This window comes from Streptomyces sp. NPDC047061, assembly GCF_040643955.1.
Taxonomy (GTDB): domain Bacteria; phylum Actinomycetota; class Actinomycetes; order Streptomycetales; family Streptomycetaceae; genus Streptomyces.
Window position 1 is genome coordinate 245,074 of the sequence record NZ_JBEYVI010000001.1, and the last position, 17,175, is coordinate 262,248.

Genomic DNA, 17,175 nt, shown 5'->3' on the forward strand with positions numbered 1-17,175 from the left:
ATGCGGCGGCTCTTGCCACCGCGCCGGGGGCGTGTCGGCCCGTCTCGGCGCCGGCCCTTGGCAGAGGCCGCGGCTGTGGCAGTCATCATCGGCCCTTTCTGGGGGAGGGGTTGGGCTGAAGTGAGGCGGGCGGGCTCCGCGCCGCCGCGCGGGACCCAGCGAACCGTCAGGAGTGGACGGTGAAGCCCTGCTTCTTGGCGTACGTGATGAGCCGCTCCTGCCAGGTGCCGAGCGCCGCGACCGTGTCGGACTTGTCGGCCAGTGATGTGCCGACCGTCTCGGTCCAGTCGGTCGCCGCCTGGTCGAGGAAGGGCGGCCACTGGAAGGAGGGCGAGACGGTGTCGCCGATATCGGCGAAGACCTGGTTGACCTTCTGGCCGCCGTAGAAGGTGGGTGCGTCACCGGTGAACGACGCGTCGGTGAGCAGGGCCTTGGTGGCGGGGAAGAAGAACTGCTCGGTCGCGAACATCTTGGCGCTCGCCGGGTCGCTGTTGAGGAACTGGGCGAACATCGCCGCCGCGATGGGGTTCTTGGTGGAGCGGATGACCGCGGTGGTGGAACCGCCCCAGTTGCCCGAGCTGGGCTTGGCCACGTCCCACTGCGGCAGCGGCGCCGCCCGCCACTTGCCGGCGGTGGACTTGGCGGATCCGGAGAGGAAGACCGGACCCCAGGCCGCGGTGAGCCAGGTGGCGTACTTGCCCTTGTTGAGGGCCGCGTACCAGGAGTCGCTGAAGTCCGGCTCGACCCCGATGACCCCCTCCTTCGCGAGAGCGCCCCAGTACTCGCCGAGCTTCTTCGAGACCGCGTCGTCGACGCTGATGGTGATGTCGCCCTTGCCGGCGGTGACATACGGCTTGGCGCCCGCCTGCCACAGCAGGCCGTGCCAGGCGGCGGGCTGGTTGGCCGCGAGGTTGGTGAGGTAGATGTCGGGGTCGGCCTTGTGGAGCTTGCGGGCCGCCTCGGCGAACTCCTCCCAGGTCTCCGGGACTTCGATGCCGTGCTTGTCGAAGATGTCCTTGCGGTACAGCATGCCCATCGGACCGGTGTCCTGCGGGATCGCCCACACCTCACCGTCGCTGCCGCTGACCTGGCCCCAAGTCCAGTCCACGAAGCGGCTCTTGAGGGCGGACGCGCCGTACGGCCGTAGATCCAGCAGGCTGTCGGTGATGGTGAAGGTCGGGATGGCCTGGTACTCGATCTGCACCATGTCCGGAGCGCCGCTGCCGGCCTTCAGCGCGGTGCGCAGCTTGGTGTACTGCGGGGTGCCCTGACCGGCGTTGACGACCTTGACCTTGATCGCCGGGTACTTCTTCTCGAAGAGGGCGACCTCCTTGGCGATGTTGGGGACCCAGGTCCAGAACGTCAGCTGGGTCGGCGTCTTCATCGCCTTGTCGATGTCGGCCTGGCTGACCGGCTTGGCGGACCCGGACGAGCCGCCGGAGTCGCCGCCGCCGCACGCGGTCAGGGCGGCGCCCAACGAGACCGCTCCTGCGGCGGTGAGGAAGAGCCGACGGCTCATCTGGGAAGGACTGGGTGTGGAGTTGGATCTGCGCATGGGAACTCCCGCCGAAGACTGAGTGAAAGGCACGCCGGACGACGGCGTGCGGAAAAAGGGGTGACGAGGGAGGAGAGGGCTCGGACGCGACGGCCAGGACACTGAGGTCGACAGGGCGTGGGCTTACGTCCTCGGGGCCTTCGTCCGCAGGCGTTCGGCTGCTGTCGAGCGGGAAGCCGGTAGCCGGGGAAGGCACGGGATGGAGCGGAGAACTGTTGCGGCGAACCTGGTCAGCGGCAGCCGCGTGGGGGGACGCGTCGCCCGTGTAACGGGGTCTCCGTGAACTGGGCGGACGCGGCCTGGGTATGGGCGATGGGTGCAGGGACCGGTACGGCGGCTCGCCAGGTGATCCCGGGCCCGGCGCCGAAGGGTCCGGCTCGGGCTGATCTGCTCTGGTCAGTCATGGGCGGACGGACCTCCGTCCAGGGACTGACCGTGCCGTTCCCCGCTCAGGCGAGAAGCGGTACGTCGGCCGCGCCCTCGGGGGGGCCGGGGCGGCGGGGCCGCGGTGGAGGCGCGGACCACGAGGTCCACCGGTGGTTCACTCGCCGGCAAGGGGTCCGCCTGCGGGTTCTCGATGGTGTGCACGAGGCGTTTGATGCCCTCCTGTGCCACGACATCGAAAGGCTGACGCACCGTGGTGAGAGGAGGAGACACATAGGCCGCGACGGGGATGTCGTCGAAGCCCACGACGCTGACGTCCTCCGGCACGCGTAGGCCGGCCTCCGTCAGAGCCCGGACAAGGCCGATCGCCATGTCGTCGTTGGCGGCGAACACCGCGGTCATGTCGTCGGCAGTGGCCATTTCGCGGCCCGCCGCGTAACCGGAGGCCGCCGACCAGTCGCCTTCGATCACCGGCGGCACCGCCCTGCCCTTTTCGATGAGCACGGACCGCCAGCCCTCCATACGGTCCCGTGCGGAGTACCACCGTTGCGGACCGGCGAGATGATGGACCGTCTGATGCCCGAGGTCCAGCAGATGCTCGGTCGCCGTCTGCGCCATCAGGTCGGCACCGACACCGGCGGCCAGCGCCCTGGGTACGGGGAAGGGCGGCGCCCCCAGAACGAGGACGGGTACGTCGAGACGGTCTGCGAGGACTCCGTCCTGTCCGTCGTCGATCGGCTCGGAGATGACGATGCCGTCCACACCCTGGTCGAGGAGGGAGTCGACGGCCCCGCCGATTCCCGCTGCGTCTCCCTCCACGGTGTTGACCACACGCAGGGCGTAGCCGGTGTCCCGTACGGCGCGTTCGACCCCCATGATCAGTGAGGCGGGCCCGTACAGAGCGGTTCCCAGCGTCACGACACCGATGTGGCGAGTGCGCCCGGAGGCGAGTGCTCGGGCGGCGTTGTTCAACCGGTAGCCGAGCTCTGCGGCGGCTTCGAGAACTCGTCGGCGTACATCGGCGGAGACATACGGCTCGTCGTTGAAGACCCGGGACACCGTCTTCTGCGAAACACCAGCCAGCTGGGCCACGTCCACGCTGCGCGGTGCGCCGGAACTTCCGCCCCGTCCTGCCCCTCGTGCCATGGTGTCTCCCGACGATCGTGATCCCAGGCGGCATCAGCCGAATTTCGTCTGACTGCGCCGTCTGACTGCGTTGCCATGTCTACGCAGTCAGGCGAAGGTCGTCAAGTGTTCAGAACACATTCGTAACGTCATACGAACCTGCCGTTCGGCCTGTCGATAACGTGCTGACGGAATGGCAACGAATGAGCCCGAGGTCTTGACCGGTCCACCTCTGACTGCGTAGGCATCTCGGCGGGATGTCCCACCCGGGTTTTCGACGCAGACCGTGACTCTGCACCGGCCGACGCGGAGTCACTTCGTACAGACGTTCCCGTTGCCAGGTCAGCAGGAGGCTGGCGAGGTGATCACCTTCGCGGCGGACGGGTGGGCGGACCACCTGGAGGTGCCCGATCACCCTCTCGCCAGCCCGTGGGCGCCGCTGCTACCGGCCGGAGTAGACGATGACTGCCTGATGGGAATTTGCTCAACTAGACCGCAGCAACAGTCGTACACGCCACGCCCGTTCGATACGGTCGGGGCGTCTGTCGTACCGCGGGGAGTCGTCGTGGCGTGGCCCGCGCTTGACCTTCCCATTGATGTGAAGCTCTAGGTTCGGATCACGCGGCTCCGTGGCCCCCGGGCCGGGCACCCGGACGACATCCGGGGCGCGCCGCCTGGCCTGACCGCTCTCGCACCAGAGGTACAGCCCGTGTCCCCAACGCGCGATGCCCCGGCGCTTTCCCTGCTCGACAACGCCCCCATCCGACGTGGGTACACCGCGCAGGATGGGCTGGCGAACACTGTCACGCTCGCTGCTCACGCCGACCGTCTCGGCTTCCATCGTTACTGGCTGGCTGAGCACCACAACTTCCAGACCATGGCGAGCTCGGCGAACATCGTTCTGGCCGGAGCCGTCGCCGCCGCGACCGAGAGGATAGGCATCGGCACCGCCAGCCTCAACCTGTCCAATTACTCCCCGCTCGTCGTGGCCGAGCAGATCGGAACCCTCGACGCGCTGCACCCCGGTCGCTTCGCCCTCGGACTGGGCCGTGCTCCTGGCGCGGACGCATGGACGGCGGCGGCCATCCGGCGGGGCCGCACCGACGGCGCGGACTTCGCCGAACTGCTCGACGAACTCCTTACCTATCTGCACGGCACCGACCCCCGGGTGCACGCAGTACCGGGGGAGGGGAGCCGGGTTCCGATCCACTTCCTCGGATCCGGCCTCTACAGCGCTCGCCTCGCCGCGCACCAGGGCATGCCCTTCGGCTTCGCCGGCCATTTCGCACCGGCGCGACTGCAGGAGGCGATGGACCTGTACCACTCCACCTTCCAACCGTCGCAGGCGCAGGACGAGCCCTACGCGATGGTCTCGGCCCACGCCGTCCTCGCAGACACAGACGCGGAAGCCGCGCACCTCTTCACCTCGGTCCAGCAGAGGTTCCTGCACGCTGTGCGAGGCCCCATGCGCCCGGTCGACCCGCCCGTCGATGACATGGATCCGCTGTGGAGCCCGGAGGAGGCCACGGCGGTAGGCGAACTGCTGGCCGAGTCGTACGTCGGCACGCCCGACACCGTACGGCCGCAGCTGGAGGACCTGGTCGCCCGCACCGGCGCTCGCGAGCTGATCCTCATGTCCGAGCCGTACGACCCGCAGGCGCGGGCACGCTCGTACGAACTGATCGCTAGCCTGTGGGCCGACTGAACATCCGTCTGTGGGCCGCTTCCATGGCCACCGTGTCTTGCCTACGCCGCCGATGCATTAACCGTCAGTAGCCGCGCAGCGCCCAGCAGCTTCCTGATCTCTGAGATGTCGTGCAGTCGGCCCGCAACGACTCAGCAAGGTGGCGAGAGCCACAGTGGTACGTCGGATCTGGTCAAGAGGTCGGAGTGCTGGGGTCTCTTACGAGTTCTGCTCCTGTATCAGGCGGCCGCCGCCTGCCCCGGCAAGTCTTCGCTCTGGACCGACTGGGACAAATACGTGCGAATGGCGTCGCGGTTGCGGGTCAGAGTCTCGATGCGCTGCTCGATCTCTCTGAGCTCCCGGGTCAGGCTGCCCGCCACCCAGTCGTCGACCACCGGGCGCATCGTTGGCCCAGATCCGGTGAAGCACGGCAGGAGTTCGCGGATGACCTCGGTGCTCAGGCCTGCCTTGAGCAGATCACGAACCTGCTCGACCCGTTACACCGCGTGCTCGTGGAAGTCGCGGTAGCCGTTGGGTAGTCGGCTGGGATGGAGCAGCCCCTGCTGTTCGTAGTAGCGGAGCAGGCGTGTGCTGACGCCTGTCCGATGAGACAGCTCTCCGATCTTCACCTTGACCTACTTACGGCTGGGCTCAACATTGACATTGATGTGCAAGTTTACTGACACAGAGGGTGCGAGCCGAGAACCTGCTGCGTCGGTACACGGCAGACCGTCTCGTCAATTGGCCCAGAGCTCGGCGAGGAGTGCGTAACTGCGCAGGCGGGCCTCGAAATCCCACGTCTCCGTCTGGACGATCAGTTCGTCCGCCCTGGTGCTCTTGACGATGTCCATCAACTGGGCCCGTACCGTCTGTGGCGAGCCCACCGCGGATACACGCAGCATCGCGTTGACAGTCGCCTCCTCCTGGGGGTTCCACAGCGGGGAGATGTCGTCCACTGGGGGCAGGAACTCCACGCCGCCGCGGCCGTGGGTGAGGAACTTCTGCTGCAGCGTAGTGAACAGTCGCCGCGCTTCTTGGTCGGTGTCGGCGACGAGGGCGTTCACGCCGACGATCGCGTGCGGCTTCTCCAATTGCTCGGAGGGGCGGAAGTGGTCGCGGTAGATCTCGAGCGCCATCTGCAGCTGGTCGGGTGCGAAGTGCGAGGCGAAGGCGAACGGGAGGCCCTCCTGCGCTGCGAGCGCGGCGCCGAACGTGGACGAGCCGAGGATGTAGACGGGGACGTGAGTGCCCTCGCCGGGAATCGCCCGTACCTTCTGAGTCGGTGTTGCTGTGCCCAAGTAACGACGCACCTCTGCGACTTGGCCAGGAAAGTCCTTGCCGTTCGTCTCGCCGCGACGCAGCGCTCGTGCGGTCCATGGGTCGGTTCCAGGAGCACGTCCCAGGCCCAGGTCGATGCGGCCCGGGTGGAGGCTCTCAAGGGTGCCGAACTGCCCGGCGACCACGTAGGGCGCGTGGTTCGGGAGCATGATGCCGCCCGAGCCGACCCGGATGCGGGACGTGGCGGCGGCGACCTGACCGATGAGCACGGAGGTGGCGGAGGAGGCGACCGCGGGCATGTTGTGGTGCTCGGCGATCCAGTAGCGGTGGTATCCCATCGCGTCTGTTTCGCGCCCCAGCGCTATGGTCTCGCGCAGGGTCTCGGCTGCGGTCCCGTTCTTTCGGATGGGGGCGACGTCAAGGACGGACAGCTTGACGTGAGGGGTCTTCGTCATGACGGACATGCCCTTCGTGGTGCGTGTTCAGAGGCGAATGATGGCCACCGTAGGCATTCACATCGATGTCAAGGTCAAGCGAAGGATCACTGAGGTGGGCCACGCGGACGCTCTTCCCCTCCGGGCCGCACGGGCGCGTCACTGGTCCTGACAGTCCGCGGCAGCGACTTGCCGCGGTCCGTTCAGCTCACTCGAACATGGATGCGACAACATCCAACACAGGTGTCGCAAGCGGCACTTCGGCCCAGATGGTCTTGCCGTCAGCGGTGTAGCGAGTGCCCCAGCGGTCCGTGAACTGGGCCACCAGGAAGAGTCCACGACCGCCCTCGTCGAAGAGGCCGGCCCGCCGGAGATGCGGGGAGGTGTGCCCACCGTCCGAGACCTCGCAGATCAGGGTGTGGTATTGGTCCCACAGCAGTCGCAGCCGGACAGGGGCACCTCCGTAGCGGATGGCGTTGGTGACCAGTTCGCTGACGACCAGCTCGACGACGAAGGCCACCTCGTCCAGCCCCCAGCGAGTCAGCTGGTGCGAGACCTGTCGACGTGCGCCGGCCACCTCGGCGGGGTCGGGCGGGATGGCCCAGCTCACCATGGCTTGATCGGCGAGTGTGTGTACGCGGACCAGCAGCAACGCCGCGTCGTCCCGAGCGGGGCCGGTCGACGCTGTACGCGAAGCGATCTGCTCACAGGCGTGTGACAGAGGCAGCTTCTCCTGTCGTAGGACCTGGCATACGTCCGTCACGCCGGCCATGGGGTCGCCGTCCCCCTGCTGAACAAGCCCGTCAGTGAACAGGGCCAGGACGCTTCCCTCAGGCAGGTCGAGTTCGGTGACCTCGAAGGGCAGCCCTCCGAGGCCCAGGGGAGGTCCCACGGCCATGGCGAGAGGTTCGGGTGTCCCGTCGGGCCGGGCCACCACCGGAGGCAGGTGGCCCGCGCTCGCCAGCGAGCACCGGCCGGAAGCCGGGTCGTACACGGCGTACAGACAGCGAGCCCCCGTAGCGGGATCCTCTTCGGCAACCGGCTGGACCGGGTGGATGCCGATACGGGCCTGAGCGACCAGGTCGTCCAATCGCATCAGCAGCTCACCGGGGTCGAGATCGAGAGCAGCCAGAGCACTCACGGTCGTACGCAGCCGGCCCATGGTGGCTGCGGCGTTCACGCCATGGCCCACAACGTCTCCCACCACGAGTCCCACCCGGGCGCCCGAAAGGGGGATCACGTCGTACCAGTCGCCGCCGACGCCCATGGGGCCTGCCGCCGGAGCGTAATAGTGGGCGACCTCCACACCAGTGGGCGCCGGCAGCGCGGGTGGAAGGAGGGTGCGTTGGAGTGTGAGCGCGGTCTTGCGCTCGCGTGCGTAGCGGTGTGCGTTGTCGATGCTGACGGCCGTGTGTGACACCAGCTCTGCGGCCAGAGCACGGTCCGCTTCGTCGAACGGGTCCCTGAACGCGGTCCGCAGGAACGTCACCCTGCCCAACAGCGCTGCCCCGGCCCGCAATGGAAGCGTCAGACGCATCCAGCTTCCGGCGTTTGCGGGTGTGTAGGAAGGGAGGGCTGCGGCGCTGTCGGCGGCACGCTCGGCGATCGTGCGCATCGTCCGGGGGAGTTCGGCGACGGCGGCCGAGGGCTGGTCTCCCGCCAGCACCCATTCGGCTACCTCGACCCGGGCGCTGTCGGAGAACTCCGGGACTACCAGCGCGGCCAGGTCTTCTGCCGTCTGTTCCACGTTCAGGCTGAGCCCGATCGTGCTGGCTCGGCTGAGTAGAGCGAGCCGTCTATGGGCTTCGTACCGCTCGGTGATGTCGAACGCGCTTTCACACACGCCGAGCGTGTGCCCCTGACCGTCCTCAAGTCGGAAGTAGGAGCAGGACCAGACGCGTTGATGAGTCGGGTCGCCTCGTAGGGGGCTGCGAAAGTGCACGTCGAAGAGTGGCTTTCCCGTGAGCAGCACCTCTTCGACCGCGTTCTCCAACGAGTCGGGATGGGTGGGGGAGAGCACCTCGCCACCGGGGAGCATGTCTCTGACGTGCTTGCCGACCCATTCTTCTGGCGTGCCCATCTGCGCGTCCAAAGCGGCGTTCACCCAGCTCACACGGCCGTCCGGCCCGTAAACCGTCAGAACGATGGGGGACTGGGTGAACAAGCCGTGGAGCATCGCTTGGTCGGTGACCCAGTGCTTCAATCGGGCCTCGGGTACCAGCGTCACCAGCCAGACGAGCCCGGCACCCGGGGATTCCAAAGGGGACGCATGCAGCAACGTACGCACGGTGCCGCCGTCGCGGTGGCGCAGTGAATACGCCTGGGTGAAAGGTCCGGGGGGCTCGGCGGCGATGAGCAGGCTCGGCCAGTCGCTTTCGGAGTCGAACAGGATCTCCTGGACAGCGCCATCCCTGACCTCTTCGGCGGTGAAGCCGTACGCCGTGCGCGCGGCGTCATTCCACGCGAGGACTGCGCCATGGCGATCCAGCACCACTGTGGCCGCCGTCCGCGCGTCGAACGGGTCGCCTGGCGCGTTGGGCTCCGGAATACCGGCTGTCGCCATGGGAGTCCTGTCGTGGATCCGTGCTCCTGTCAGCAGATTACTCGCCGCCTGTCGCCTTGCCATCTGGGTTCGAAGGGCCTACGAAGTCCGCCACGGCCCGGCCCGCCCGTAGCGGACGCTGTACATAGAGAGTGAGGAGTCGCTCGTCTCGCGCTGTTGACGCGTCGGGGCGCGACAGGGGCAGGATCAGCTGCCGGGTGTCTTGCTGTAGATGAGTGCTTCCACGAGCATGCCGTCGCGCACCCGGATGAGGGTGACGCCACGGTTGTAGTCGCGTTCGCCGGGGCCGTACTGATACCGCCAGCGCAGGGCACCGCGATCATTCGCGACCGCGACGATCTCCTCTGGCTCGAACTGCGTGGTGTGATCATGCACGATCGTCTGCCAGAACGCTAGGCAGGCCTCCCGGCCCACGATCCGAGCGCCGTCCGGTGCGGGATCGGCCGTCTCCATGACGCAGTCCGCGTCCACCAGTTGAGGTAGCACGGTCGCGTCGTGCTTGGCGAAGGCGTCACTGAAGCGGCTGATGATTTTGTTCGTCAGCATGTGGGCTCCTGTCATCGAATTTAGCCAACCGACTTAGTCGGGCGAACGACAAGGTGAAGGTCTACTGGGCGGGCCGTCAGGCGTCAAGGCGTTCATGACAAGGAGGGGCCGGGTTGCTGTGGCTTGGATCTTGGGGTGTGGTGCTGCCGGCCCGGAGCCCGCTGCCGGAAACGGCAAGCGCCAGCCAGCCGTCCGAGGCGGACGCGTTTGCCCAGGTCAAGGGAGCTGCTCCTGAAGAAGGGCACCCTAACCGTTCCCTGAAGTATTGACGCTCGTCACCTGTAGGGGTACTAATGCCGTAGTTGAGTTGTTCGAGCGCCCAACTAAGTCGAACGGTCAACGTGGATTTCAGCCGTTCTTGTCGGGCGCATGCGGCTCTCGGCGTGCGCGTTCTGGCTCCCCTTCACGGTCCAAGCCACCTCTCCCCCCATCGCGAATGCTCACGCTTTGATCTTTGAGGAGACACAAATGCCCACCATCCACTACATATGTCCGGACGGCTCACGCCGCGACGTCGAAGCAGCTGCTGGCCTGTCGGTCATGGAGGCGGCCGTCAAGCAGGGCGTCCCCGGACTGATCGCCGAGTGCGGCGGCGCCGCGGCCTGCGCGACCTGCCATGTCTACGTCGATGAGAAGTTCGCCGCGGCCGTCGGCGAAGCCGACGACATCGAGGCGGAGATGCTGGACGACGCGATGGCCGAGCGGCGGCCGACGAGTCGCCTCGCGTGTCAGATCGAGATCGGTGACGCTCTCGATGGCATGGAGATCGAGATTGCGGCGGTCCAGTGAGCTCGGGCCTGCTGGTCGTCGGAGGCGGCCAGGCTGCGGTGCAGGTGGCGTGTTCCCTGCGTGAGTCGGGATGGCAGTACCCGATCACCATCGTGGGTGAAGAGGTGGCACTTCCGTATCAGCGGCCTCCGCTGTCCAAGGCGTTCCTCGCCGGCAAGGCGGACGCCGAAAGCCTGGCGCTGCGCTCCGACGACTATTTCGCCCGAGAGGGCATTGAGGTCGTCCGTGGTGAACATGTCACTCAGGTGACCGCCCCGTGCCCAGACGGAACGGCCCCGGGCGCGGCGGTCACGAGCGAGGGGCGTGCGTTCGAGTTTGCTCATCTCGCTCTCACAGTGGGCGCCAGCCCGCGCCGGCTGAGGCTGCCCGGCTCCGACCTCCTGGGGATCAGTTACCTCAGGGACCTCTCGGATGCCGAGACCCTCAAGCGGGACCTCGCCGTGGCCAAGAGCGTCGTCGTCATCGGCGGTGGGTTCATCGGCCTCGAAGCCGCCGCGGTGGCACGGGCCCGAGGCCTCGACGTGACCGTGCTGGAGGCCGCGGACCGGCTCATCGGCCGCGTTGTCGCTCCGGTCGTCTCGGAGTTCTACCGGGAAGCCCACGAACGGCGTGGAACCAAGGTTCGGCTGGGCGCCTCGGTGGTCGGATTCCAGGGACGTGAGGGGCGCGTGACGGCGGTCGAGCTGGCCGACGGCACGACGGTGCCCGCGGACCTCGTCGTGGTGGGCATCGGTGTGGTGCCGCGTCTGGCGCTTGCCGAACAGCTCGGGCTGGAATGCGACAACGGGATCGTCGTCGACGAGTACGCGCGGACGAGCCACCCCCGGGTCGTCGCGGCCGGTGACTGCACCACGACGTCGCATCTGTTCGCCGGAGGCGCGCGCGTGCGGCTCGAATCCGTGCAGAACGCGGTCGACCAGGCGAAGTGCGCCGCTGCGACGATCGCCGGACGAGCCGAGCCGTACACCTCGGTTCCCTGGTTCTGGTCCGACCAGGACACCCTCAAGCTGCAGATCGCCGGCCTTTCCTCCGGATTCGACACCGCCCTCGTGCGCGGGCGACCCGAAGAAGAGAAGTTCTCGGTGCTCTACTACCGCGACGGTCAGCTCCTCGCGGTGGACGCCGTCAACTCTCCGCGCGACTACATGGCCGTCCGTCGGGCTCTCGCCGCCGGACGAACGATCGATCCGGAGCGGGTCACGGACATGTCGACGGCGCTGACGCCGGTCTGACCCCGGTCCGCGCGCGGAGGCAGTGCACCTCTGCGTGATCGACAGCAGAAACAGAGCGTCGGCTTTGACGCAGTCAGGGCGACCCCACATATCCAGTCGGGCGATACCAGGGCGCAGTAGGCCCACTTTCATCTGGAGGTAGCACCATGTCCACGTCTTCGAAGTTCGACCACGCGGTCGTCATCGGGGCCAGCATCGCGGGCTTGCTCGCCGCCGGCGCAGCCAGCAAGTCCTTTGAGAAGGTGACCGTCATCGAGCGGGACACGCTTGAGGACAAGGCCGAACCGCGCAAAGGCGTTCCCCAGGGCGCCCAGATCCACGCTCTTCTCCCCGCCGGGCTGAAGCGTATGCAGGCCGTGCTCCCCGGTCTCCGCGAGGACCTCCTCGCGGAGGGTGGTGCCCCCTTCGACGAGGCGGCCAACGTGGTCGCCCTGACGGGTGCCGGCTGGCGCCTCCGGGTGCCGGGCCAGGAGTGGGTGGCCACTCGTCGGCCGCTGCTCGAACTGGTCATCCGCCGACGGGTGCAGGCTCTTCCCAACGTCGAGATCGTGCAGGCTTCCGTCGCCGGTCTCGAGGTGACGGAAGACCGCAGCAAGGTCACGGGGGTCACTCTCCGGGACGGCTCGTCCCTCGACGCCGATCTCGTCATCAACGCCACCGGTCGGCGCACCAAGGCCCCGGACTGGCTGGCGGCCCACGGGGTCGAGGCTCCGGCCGAGTCCTTCGTCAACGCCTACACGGGATACGCGACGCAGTTCGTCCGGCTGCCCGACGACGCGCTGAAGCACGGGGTCATCGGACTCGGTGCGCTGCCGTGGCCGGGCGAGCACCGGGGCATCGCGCTGTTCCCCGCCGACAACGGCACCCACGCGCTCACGGCCGTCGGCATGATGCGCGATTACCCGCCGCGTGACCGCGAGGGCGTCATCGAGTTCCTCTCCGAGAGCACGACCCCGCTGTCGGCCGAGATCGCCCGCAAGGCGGAGCCGGTGAGCGACGTCAACACGTACCACATCGACGGTTCCCTGCTTCGCCGCTGGAACCTCGTCCCGAACATGCCCGACAGGTTCCTGGCCGTCGGTGACTCGGCAGCGTCGATGAACCCCATTTACGGACAGGGCATGAGCCTGTCCGCAGCCGCTGCTGTCCTCGTGCTGGAGCACCTGGCCGCCGCCGACAACCTCGACGGCGTCGCCCGAGCGATCCAGAACGACCTGGCGCCGATCCTCGACGGAGCCTTCGGTCTCGCCGGCTCCACCGACGCGTGCTTCGAGGGCGCCGAGTGGAGTGACGACTTCACCCCGATGTCCGAGCAGGACGCGGCCCGAGGCCTCGCCATGGAAGTGCTCGCCACCCAGAACCCGAACGTCTCCTCCACGGTCAACGACGCCCTGTACGACCTGCGGCCCGAGGACCTCGAAACCGAGGAGTTCATCGCCCTGTGCGACAAGTGGATCGCCGAAGGCAACGAGATCCCGCCGTTCGACCGGGAGCAGTACCCCACCTCCGTGACGCCCATCGACGCCACGGCGTGAAGGCCAGGTCGAACCAGCTCAGGCGTACCGCACTCACGGAAACGGAACGACGATGACGACAGGCGCTGAGAACGCAACAGGCGACATCTTCAAAGACTTCGATCACTACAACCCGCACATCGGCCCGGACGGCTCCCCGAGCGACTACATCGAGGCCATCCGCAACCAGGTCGTGGCCGGTCAGCGGATCGGCCGGAGCGAGGTGTACGGGGGCTTCTGGGTAGCCGGCGGCTACGCCGAATGCCAGGACATCCTCAAGGACACCAAGACGTTCTCCAACAAGGGGAACATCTTCCCGAAGTACGAGACCGGCGACGCCATCCTCATGATGGCGGAGCAGGACGACCCGGATCACCGCAAGTACCGTCAGATGGTGGCCGGGCCGTTCAACCCCATGCGGGCCCGGGCGCTGACTGACCAGGTGCGCGAGCACGCCAACCGTCTCATCGACCGGTTCATCGGGCAGGGGGAGATCAACGTCTCCCAGGGATTGGCCAACGAACTGCCGGGTCAGTTCACCGCGGCGTTCCTCGGACTGCCCGCCGAGGACGGCGACATGTACCGGGACTGGGTCGAGGCGATGGCGCGCGGACACCTCACCGATCCCGAAGGCGCCAAGCGCAAGGTGGCCGACATGACGGCCTACGTGCAGAACGTGATCGACGAGCGGCGCCGGAAGCCCGGGGGAACCGACGTGTTCTCGACGATCATCGACACCGAGTTCGAGGGCGAGCGCCTCACGGACTGGGAGCTGCTCAGCTTCTTCACGATCCTGCTCATCGGCGGTCTCGAGAACACCTCACGCATCATCTCGGGGTCCATCTGGAGGCTGAGCTGGGACCTCGACCTGCGACGGCGCCTGCTGGCCAAGCCCTCCCTCGTCGCTGGTGCGGTCGAGGAGATCATGCGGCTCTACACCGGCCCCGCCCCATGCCGGCTCGTCACCGAGGACATCGAGTTCCACGGGATCTCGATGAAGAAGGGCGACACGGTGATGACCCTCTCGGGGGTCGCGAACCGGGACCCCGAGTTCTTCCCCAACCCCGACTACCTCATCCCCGACCGGTCGCCGAACCCCCACCTGTCCCTGGGACAGGGCGTCCACCGGTGTCTCGGCGCCCATCTGGTCCGGGTCGAGGCGAAGGTCGCCGTCGAGGAGTTCCTCAAGCGGGTCCCCGAGTTCCAGCTGGACAAGCGCGAGGGCAAGGAAGTCACGTGGGAGGGCGGTCAGGCGGCCGGCTTCACCAGCGTGCCGATCGTCTTCGAGCCTCAGCAGTCTGCTGGTTGAGATCGGAGAGGCCATGCCTGACGCGACTCTGAATCTGCGATGCCCCTGCGGCGTGCTTCTCACGGGTGAGGGCGAAGACGGCCTGGTCGAGGTGGCTCAGGAGCATCTGCGGGCGGTCCATCCGGACCTCGCCGACACGTATGGCAGGGACGAGATTCTCGTCTTCGCCTACTAGGAGGCAGTCAGCACTGCAAAGGCCGGTTCACGGCGCGTATCGCTCCGTGAACCGGCCTCGACTCGTGGGTGACGCCGGGCCGTCAGCCCCCATGGCCGCTGGGCAGGGGGGCACGCGTCTGAGAGAGAGTCATGATCATCTTCGCGATTCCTGTGATGTCCTCGGCGTCGACGTAGCTTTCACCGGCGCACAGCATGCCGAACTGAACTCCGTCGCAAATGATCAGAATCAGCTTGGCGAGATACCGGAAATCAGCGTCACGCTCATTCTCGCGTGCAGCCCTTTCCAGGGACGAGGAGATTTGGGAAATCAAGCGCTCGTAGAGGTCCGCGGCCTCGTTCTCGGTGTCCTGGTTCCGCATGCTCCAGAGCAGAATGTCGAACTGGGCGAAGGTAAGCGAACGATCGACGTTTCGGTATCCATCGAGGAGCTCGTTCACGGCCTTCAGCAGACCGGAACCGGTGGGAATGCGCTCCTCGTCGAAGATCTCATCAGTAATGGTCGTCGACCAGCGGAGCAATTCGGCGAAAAGCGCGTCTTTGGTACCGAAAGCGTAGTGAAGAATCGCTTGTGGGGCTCCGGCTTCGGTGGTGATGGCTCGCGTTGTGGCGCCGTTGACCCCTTGGCGACTGATCACGCGTGAGGCGGCCTGGATGAGCTGGATGCGTCGCTCGTCTGCTGGAACGTGAGCCATTTTTCTCCCTCGGGGAAATTCGCGAATTTTAGTTTATCGCACGACTTGGTCACGGCAAAGGTCGGGCCCCGGCCGTTAGCGGCGGGGTGGCCTGAGGTGACTCCTGGTCTGCGGCGGGTCACACACCTCGTGCGGCACGTATCGAGTGTGCGGCGGTCGACCCCGAGCGCTTGACGCGCACCGTTGGGCACGGTAGAAGGATAGTATTACTTGTTCGGGCGCCCAACTAAGTCATCTGCCCATAGCTATATCACGGCGTTTGGCCTCCTGCTCCTGGTCGTACCAGATCTCACGGCGTCACGGACCGCCCGTCGAGGCCGTACGAGCGACCGCAGGGCCGATCTGGATGCCGCGGGAGAGCGGACCGCAACCCCGATGGCGCAGCGCATGACAATGTCGAGAAGGATCCGATGAGCACTGTTACTGAACGTGTCAAGGGAACCGGCCAGCAGGCCCCGCTCGTGGTGGTGGCCGGCTTCGGGGCCGCAGGGGCCGCGGCCGCGGTAGCCGCAGCCGAATCCGGCGCTCGGGTTCTCGTCTGCGACCGTGCGCCCGCGGTCGATCGCGGTGGGAACACTCGCGAGAATTTGTTCTACATGAGCATGAAGAGCGTGGACGAGGTCGACCCTGACCTGATGGCGGCCCTGCGTGCGTCCACGGCGCCGACGGAAACGACCGCCGCTGAGTGGGGTGTCGACCGCGAGTTCCTCTCCGTCTGGATCGAGGACGCGGCACCGACCCTCAAGTGGCTTCAGCAACTGGGATTCGAGTTCTCCTACAGCGAGAGCGACATCATTGACGACGGCTTCGCGCCCGGCCTGATTCCCCACGGTGGCGGCAACGTGATGCTCGACGTCCTGGAGGACAAGGCGAAGCAGCTGGGCGTGCAGTTCGCCTACGAGACCGCGCTCGTCGGCATCCGGACCGATGAGGACGGCACGGTCACCCAGGTCGTTCTCGAAAGCGCCGGCGCACGCCGCAGCGCTTCGGCGCAGGCGGTGATCCTGGCAACGGGCGGGTTCCACGGCAACTATGAGCTCATGACCCAGTACCTCGGCCCGCGCGCCAGGTACGCCGTGCCGCTGACTCGATACGCCTACTACAACAAGGGCGAAGGCCTTCGCGTCGCCCTCGGTCTCGGCGCGGCGACCACTGGGGATCTCGGTGAGTGGCACGGGCTGACCATCGACGCCCGGGCCAAGGGCGAACGGTGGGTCGTCGGGGGTGGTCCGCTCGGGATCATGGTGAACACGGAGGGTCGGCGGTTCGTCGACGAGGCGCTGTGGGAGCCCGCGGAGAAGGCGGTTCGCGACCAGCCGGGCGGAACGGCGTTCTACCTGCTTGATGCGGAGGGAAGCCGCCATCCCTTCTACGGGCGGAGGTTCAGCAGCGGAGGGGCGCCCCTTCGCGCGAACACGATCGAGGAACTGGCGGAACTGATCGACGTTTCCCCCGAAGAACTCGCCCGTACGGTCGCGGAGTACAACGCCGCTTGCGACGCCGCTGGCGGTGGTGCGGGCGCGAGCCTCGACATCCCGAAGACTGACGGCGCTGTCTCGCTCACCGAAGCGCCCTTCGAGGCCTGGCCGGTCCAGGCGGGTATCTGCTTCAGCCTGGGCGGCTTGAGGGTCGACGCGCACGGGCGCGTGCTCTCGCTTGACGGCAGGCCGATCCCCGGGCTCTACGCCGCCGGAGACGTCGCTGGCGGTTACTTCGGCGAGTACGTGAACTACACCTCGTCCCTCAAGGCTCTCGTCCTGGGACGCCGAAGCGGTTGTCACGCCAGCACTTCTGAATCGGATGGGTCGGCGTGAGCCGTGAAATCCCAAAGGCCTGAACAAGTAATCGAACCACCGGCGCCCATGTGGAGCCTGTTCCCCATCGGAGGAAAGT

The 17,175-nt window shown here is 67.0% G+C and carries 15 protein-coding genes; 7 read left to right on the forward strand and 8 right to left on the reverse strand.

Annotation, left to right across the window (positions count from 1 at the left end):
- Window positions 1–166: 166 nt before the first annotated feature.
- Window positions 167–1,555: an extracellular solute-binding protein gene (locus tag ABZ887_RS01060; RefSeq protein WP_361281487.1), complete on the reverse strand. Its 1,389-nt coding sequence runs from the start codon at window positions 1,553–1,555 to the stop codon at window positions 167–169.
- A 396-nt stretch (window positions 1,556–1,951) separates the two neighbouring features.
- The gene (locus ABZ887_RS01065) at window positions 1,952–3,085 is read right to left on the reverse strand and encodes a LacI family DNA-binding transcriptional regulator (RefSeq protein WP_361281489.1); all 1,134 of its coding nucleotides are present in this window, start codon (window positions 3,083–3,085) and stop codon (window positions 1,952–1,954) included.
- Between the two features lie 688 nt (window positions 3,086–3,773).
- Here ABZ887_RS01065 and ABZ887_RS01070 point away from each other — a divergent pair.
- Entirely contained in the window at window positions 3,774–4,769 is a 996-nt protein-coding gene (locus tag ABZ887_RS01070) for an LLM class flavin-dependent oxidoreductase (protein WP_361281491.1), read from the forward strand.
- A 218-nt stretch (window positions 4,770–4,987) separates the two neighbouring features.
- Here ABZ887_RS01070 and ABZ887_RS01075 read toward each other — a convergent pair whose 3' ends face one another.
- The 5 genes from ABZ887_RS01075 to ABZ887_RS01095 all read right to left on the reverse strand — a co-directional run bounded on the left by ABZ887_RS01075 (window position 4,988) and on the right by ABZ887_RS01095 (window position 9,569).
- A complete protein-coding gene (locus tag ABZ887_RS01075) occupies window positions 4,988–5,143 on the reverse strand; it encodes a hypothetical protein (protein ID WP_361281493.1) in 156 nt (51 codons plus the stop codon).
- 102 nt (window positions 5,144–5,245) lie between these two features.
- A complete protein-coding gene (locus tag ABZ887_RS01080; RefSeq protein ID WP_361281495.1) occupies window positions 5,246–5,377 on the reverse strand; it encodes a MerR family DNA-binding transcriptional regulator in 132 nt (43 codons plus the stop codon).
- A gap of 108 nt (window positions 5,378–5,485) precedes the next feature.
- Window positions 5,486–6,481, reverse strand: a complete 996-nt coding sequence (locus ABZ887_RS01085) for an LLM class flavin-dependent oxidoreductase (protein ID WP_361281498.1) — start codon at window positions 6,479–6,481, stop codon at window positions 5,486–5,488.
- A gap of 187 nt (window positions 6,482–6,668) precedes the next feature.
- Entirely contained in the window at window positions 6,669–9,023 is a 2,355-nt protein-coding gene (locus tag ABZ887_RS01090) for a SpoIIE family protein phosphatase (RefSeq protein WP_361281500.1), read from the reverse strand.
- 186 nt (window positions 9,024–9,209) lie between these two features.
- A complete protein-coding gene (locus ABZ887_RS01095; RefSeq protein ID WP_361281502.1) occupies window positions 9,210–9,569 on the reverse strand; it encodes a nuclear transport factor 2 family protein in 360 nt (119 codons plus the stop codon).
- Between the two features lie 468 nt (window positions 9,570–10,037).
- Between ABZ887_RS01095 and ABZ887_RS01100 the strand changes: the two genes are divergently transcribed.
- The 5 genes from ABZ887_RS01100 (at window position 10,038) to ABZ887_RS01120 (ending at window position 14,588) form a co-directional block, all read left to right on the forward strand.
- Window positions 10,038–10,358 (forward strand): 2Fe-2S iron-sulfur cluster-binding protein, encoded by a 321-nt coding sequence (locus ABZ887_RS01100; RefSeq protein ID WP_361281504.1) that lies wholly within the window; start codon window positions 10,038–10,040, stop codon window positions 10,356–10,358.
- Window positions 10,355–11,590 carry an FAD-dependent oxidoreductase gene (locus ABZ887_RS01105; RefSeq protein ID WP_361281506.1) on the forward strand — a complete coding sequence of 412 codons (1,236 nt, stop codon included), beginning with the start codon at window positions 10,355–10,357 and terminating at the stop codon, window positions 11,588–11,590. Before ABZ887_RS01100 ends, ABZ887_RS01105 begins: the two co-directional genes overlap by 4 nt.
- Window positions 11,591–11,736: 146 nt before the next feature.
- Window positions 11,737–13,125, forward strand: a complete 1,389-nt coding sequence (locus ABZ887_RS01110; protein WP_361281508.1) for an FAD-dependent oxidoreductase — start codon at window positions 11,737–11,739, stop codon at window positions 13,123–13,125.
- Window positions 13,126–13,177: 52 nt separating this feature from the next.
- Window positions 13,178–14,413 carry a cytochrome P450 gene (locus tag ABZ887_RS01115; protein WP_361281510.1) on the forward strand — a complete coding sequence of 412 codons (1,236 nt, stop codon included), beginning with the start codon at window positions 13,178–13,180 and terminating at the stop codon, window positions 14,411–14,413.
- Window positions 14,414–14,465: 52 nt separating this feature from the next.
- Window positions 14,466–14,588 carry a hypothetical protein gene (locus ABZ887_RS01120; RefSeq protein ID WP_361281512.1) on the forward strand — a complete coding sequence of 41 codons (123 nt, stop codon included), beginning with the start codon at window positions 14,466–14,468 and terminating at the stop codon, window positions 14,586–14,588.
- An 82-nt stretch (window positions 14,589–14,670) separates the two neighbouring features.
- On the opposite strand, the gene ABZ887_RS01125 is transcribed toward ABZ887_RS01120, so the two are convergent.
- Window positions 14,671–15,282, reverse strand: a complete 612-nt coding sequence (locus ABZ887_RS01125; RefSeq protein ID WP_361281514.1) for a TetR/AcrR family transcriptional regulator — start codon at window positions 15,280–15,282, stop codon at window positions 14,671–14,673.
- Between the two features lie 410 nt (window positions 15,283–15,692).
- Here ABZ887_RS01125 and ABZ887_RS01130 point away from each other — a divergent pair, with 410 nt between their 5' ends.
- Complete coding sequence (locus ABZ887_RS01130; protein ID WP_361281516.1) at window positions 15,693–17,096, forward strand: FAD-dependent oxidoreductase; 1,404 nt, start codon at window positions 15,693–15,695, stop codon at window positions 17,094–17,096.
- Window positions 17,097–17,175: the final 79 nt, after the last annotated feature.